At 70.5% G+C, this 4,375-nt stretch carries 2 protein-coding genes; one reads left to right on the top strand and one right to left on the bottom strand.

All coding sequences use genetic code 11. The features are described 5' to 3' along the window. Positions 1 to 2,344: efflux RND transporter permease subunit (locus D183_RS0109315; RefSeq protein ID WP_017908750.1), on the top strand; the 2,344-nt coding region annotated here is incomplete at its 5' end. Between the two features lie 57 nt (positions 2,345 to 2,401). On the opposite strand, the gene D183_RS0109310 is transcribed toward D183_RS0109315, so the two are convergent. After that, positions 2,402 to 4,210: a DUF885 family protein gene (locus tag D183_RS0109310; protein WP_017908749.1), complete on the bottom strand. Its 1,809-nt coding sequence runs from the start codon at positions 4,208 to 4,210 to the stop codon at positions 2,402 to 2,404. Positions 4,211 to 4,375: the final 165 nt, after the last annotated feature.

Genomic DNA, 4,375 nt, shown 5'->3' with positions numbered 1-4,375 from the left:
CGACGTGGCCGAGGTCGCCTCCGGTCGCGCCCCGCGCCTGGGCGCGGCCAGCCGCAACGGCCACGAGGCGGTGCTCGGGACCGCGCTGATGCTCGCAGGCGGCAACAGCCGCACTGTGGCGCAGGCCGCGGCCGCGCGGCTGGCGCAGGTGAACACGTCGCTGCCGGCGGACATCGTCGCGGCACCGGTGCTGGACCGCAGCGTGCTGGTCAACGCGACCATCAGGACCGTGGCCAGGAACCTCACCGAGGGCGCGCTGCTGGTGGTGGTGATCCTGTTCCTGCTGCTGGGCAACCTGCGTGCGGCCGCGATCGCCGCGCTGGTGATTCCCTTGTCGTTCCTGTTCGCGGTGATCGGCATGCAGCGCTTCGGCATCAGCGGCAACCTGATGAGCCTGGGCGCGCTGGACTTCGGCATCCTGGTGGACGGCGCAGTGATCGTGGTCGAGTCGACCCTGCTCATGCTCGGCCAGCGCCGCGCCGCCCTGGGCCGTGCGTTGAGCGCGACCGAGCGCCTGGGCGTGGCCGCCGAGGCGGCGCGCAAGATGGCGCGGCCGGCCGCCTTCGGCCAGTTGATCATCCTGCTGGTGTTCGCGCCGATCCTCACACTGGAAGGCGTGGAGGGCAAGACGTTCCAGCCGATGGCGGCGACCTTCATGCTGGCCCTGGTCGGTGCGTTCCTGTTTTCCTTCACCTTCGTGCCGGCGATGGCCGCGCTGCTGGTACGCGAGCCGACGCTGCAGGACGACGCGGCGCATGCGACCGACGACGCGCACGAAACGCGGCTGCTCAGCGCACTGCGCACGCGCATCGCACCGGCGATCCGCGCGGCCGTCGCGCATCCGCGCACGGTCGCCGCCGGCGCGGTGGCGATGCTGCTGGCAGGCGTCGGCGCGTTCGCGATGCTGGGCCGCGAATTCATGCCGACGCTGGACGAAGGCAACGTGGCGATGCAGGCCCTGCGCGTGCCATCCACCTCGCTGGAACAATCGCTGGCGATGCAGCTGGCGCTGGAAAAGGCCATCGCCACGCAGCCGGAAGTGGCGACCGTGTTCTCGCGGACCGGCACCGCCGAGGCGGCGATCGACCCGATGCCGACCAACATCTCCGACAGCGTCATCGTGCTCAAGCCGCGCAAGGACTGGCCCGATCCGGCGCTGGACAAGGAGCGACTGGTGGCCCGCCTGGAGGCGCTGGCGGGACAGCAGCTCGGCAACAGCTTCGAGTTCAGCCAACCGATCGAATTGCGCTTCAACGAACTGATCTCCGGCGTGCGCACCGACCTGGCGGTGATGATCTTCGGCGACGACTTCGGCCAGTTGCAGAAGGTGGCCGAGCAGATCGCATCGACGCTGCGCGCGGTGGAGGGCGCGGCCGACGTGCGGGTGGAGCAGATCTCCGGGCTGCCCACGCTGGATGTAAGCATCGACCACACGGCGGCGGCGCAGGTCGGGCTGAGCGCGGCGGATGTGAGCGACGCGCTGGCCACCGGCATCGGCGGCCGCGCCGCCGGCAAGATCTTCGAGGGCGACCGCCGCTTCGACGTGGTGGTGCGGATGGACGATGCCGCGCGCAACGATCCGGATCAGTTGGCCGCGCTGCCGATCGCCACGCCGACCGGACAGGTGATCCCGCTGTCGTCGGTGGCGCGCATCGCCGTCAGCGAAGGGCCGAACCAGATCAGCCGCGACAACGGCAGCCGCCGCGTGGTGGTGCAGGCCAACGTGCGCGGCCGCGACCTGGGCGGCTTCGTCGGCGCGGCGCAGGCCGCGGTGGCCGACGTGGCGTTGCCGCCGGGCGCCTACCTGACCTGGGGCGGCCAGTTCGAGAACCTGCAGCGTGCCGAGCGACGGCTGGCGACCGTGGTGCCGGTGGTGTTCCTGCTGATCGGCGGCCTGCTGTTCATGGCCCTGCGCAGCGTCAAGGAAGCGGTGCTGGTGTTCAGTTGCGTACCGCTGGCGCTGGTCGGCGGCCTGCTCGCCCTGCTGCTGCGCGGCATGCCGTTCTCGGTGTCGGCCGCGGTGGGCTTCATCGCCGTCTCCGGCGTGGCCACCTTGAACGGCCTGGTGCTGATGCAGGCGATCCGCGAGCGCCTGGAGGCCGGCGACCTGCCGCTGCAGGCGGCGATCGACGGCGCGGGCAGCCGCATCCGCGCAGTGTTGACCACCGCGCTGGTGGCGATCGTCGGCTTCATTCCGATGGCGATCGCCAGCGGCTCCGGTGCGGAGGTGCAGAAGCCGCTGGCGACGGTGGTGATCGGCGGACTGATCACCGCCACCGCGCTGACCTTGCTGGTGTTGCCGACGTTCGCCGCGCGCATCGCCGGGGCGCGCGTGGCGGGCTGATCCGGCACGGGCCGGCGCGCTTCTCGCAGGAAGCGGCGCCGGCCTGCGCGGCGGCGGTTAGGCCTTCTTCTTGCGCGCGGCGATGTAGGCGCGGATCTGCTGCTGCAGCACGGGCAGCGGCACCGAGCCCTGCTGCAGCACCGCGTCGTGGAAGGACTTGATGTCGAAGTCAGCGCCGAGTTCGCGCTCGGCCTCGGCGCGTAGATCGAGGATGGTCAGCTCGCCGAGCTTGTAGCTCAACGCCTGGCCCGGCCAGGAAATGTAGCGGTCGACCTCGGTGGTGACCTCGTGCTCGCTGAGCGCGGTGCGCTCGCGCAGGTAGGCCTGCGCCTGCGCGCGGGTCCAGCCCTTGTGGTGCACGCCGGTGTCGATCACCAGGCGGCAGGCGCGCCACATCTCGTAGCTGAGCCGGCCGAAGTCCTCGTACGGCGTGGCGTAGATGCGCATCTCCTTGCCCAGCTTCTCGGTGTACAGCGCCCAGCCCTCGCCGTAGGCGGAGATGTAGTTCTCGCGGCGGAACGCCGGCTGTGCGCCCTGCTCCTCGGCCAGCGCGCCTTGCAGCGAATGGCCCGGCGAAGACTCGTGCAGGGTCAGCGCCGGCAGGTTGTAGAGCGGCCGCGACGGCAGGTCGTAGGTGTTGAGCCAGTAGGTGCCGACGCCGCCACGGCCGGCGGTCCAGAACGGGGCGATGTCCGCCGGCACCGGCACGATGGTGAAGCGCCCGCGCGGCAGCGTGCCGATGAACTTGCCGACCTCGCCGTCCACGCGCTTGGCGATCCATGCGGCGCGATCGAGCAGTTCCTGCGGGGTCTTCACGTAGAACTGCGGATCGGTGCGCAGGAACTGCAGGAACGCCGGGAAGGTCTTCTGCCCGGCCGGCGCGTGAAAGCCGACCTGCTGGATGATCGCGTCCATCTCTTTCTGGATCCGCGCCACTTCGCGCAGGCCGAGCTGGTGGATCTGCTCGGGGTCCATGTCCAGCGTGGTGTACTCGCGGATCTGCTGCCGGTAGTAGGCCTTGCCGTCGGGCAGGGCTTCGGCCGCCAGCGTGGTGCGCGCCTGCGGCATGTACTCCTGGCGATAGAAGGTCAGCAGCTGCGCGTAGGCCGGGATCACCTTGTCGCGCAGCGTCGCCTGCGCCTGCGCGCGCAGTTGCGCCTGCTCGGCGGCGGGAATCTGCGCCGGCATCTGCTTGAACGGCGTGTACAGCACCGCGGCGGTCGGATCCTTCAGTTCGGCCACGGTGGCGATGGCGCCATCGCGGCCGTCGAGCACCGCGCGCGGCACGCTGAAGCCGCGCTTGAGCCCGGCGCGCATGTTGTCGGTCTGCTGCGCGAAGTAGCGCGGCACGTCCTCCAGCCGCGCGATGTAGGCGCGGTACTCGTCGGGCGTGCGCAGCGTGCGCCGGGCCATGAACGCCAGGTCCGACCAGAACGCGCTGTCGGAATTGAACGGCATCTCGTAGGCGCGCAGGCGCACCGACGCGGCCAGGTTCTCCACCTGCGGCCGGTACACCGCCAGGTTGACCTGGTTCTCGGGCGAAAGCTGGGTCGCATCGAGCGTGTCCAGCTGCCGCAGCACGTCCTCCCACACCTTCAGGCGCGCCGCCTGCGCCGCCGCGCCGACGTCGGGCAGATGGCGGTTGTCGCCACTGCTGTCGCTGTCCTCGTCGGCCTGGCCGAGCTGCGCCTGGCGCCAGGCCCACTCCTTCTCGTAGATGGCCTGGAAGCGCGCATCGGCGGCACTGGCATTGGCCGTGGCCGGTGTTGCACTGGACGCTGTCGACGCCGGCGGTGCGGCCAGTGCGGGTGTGGCCACGGCGAACGCGATCAGCAGGGAAATGGCCAGCGGGGTCTTGGCGAGCATGGGCATGGACGGCACACGGCGGGAACGGATCGTCGATGATCGCATCACCGCCCGGCCTGGCGGGTGGGCCGGAAGTCCTGTGTGGGGCGATGCAGGGAACGGAAACGCACCTCGCAGCGGTTGTACCGGGCTGCAACTCAGGAACTGCATCGCTGGCCTAGCTAT

Origin of the sequence: Xanthomonas sp. SHU 199, from assembly GCF_000364665.1 — a bacterium.
GTDB classification, from domain to species: Bacteria; Pseudomonadota; Gammaproteobacteria; order Xanthomonadales; family Xanthomonadaceae; genus Xanthomonas_A; species Xanthomonas_A sontii.
The sequence above is the reverse complement of the archived record's forward strand: the minus strand, read 5'-3'. Positions and strand labels throughout refer to the sequence as shown.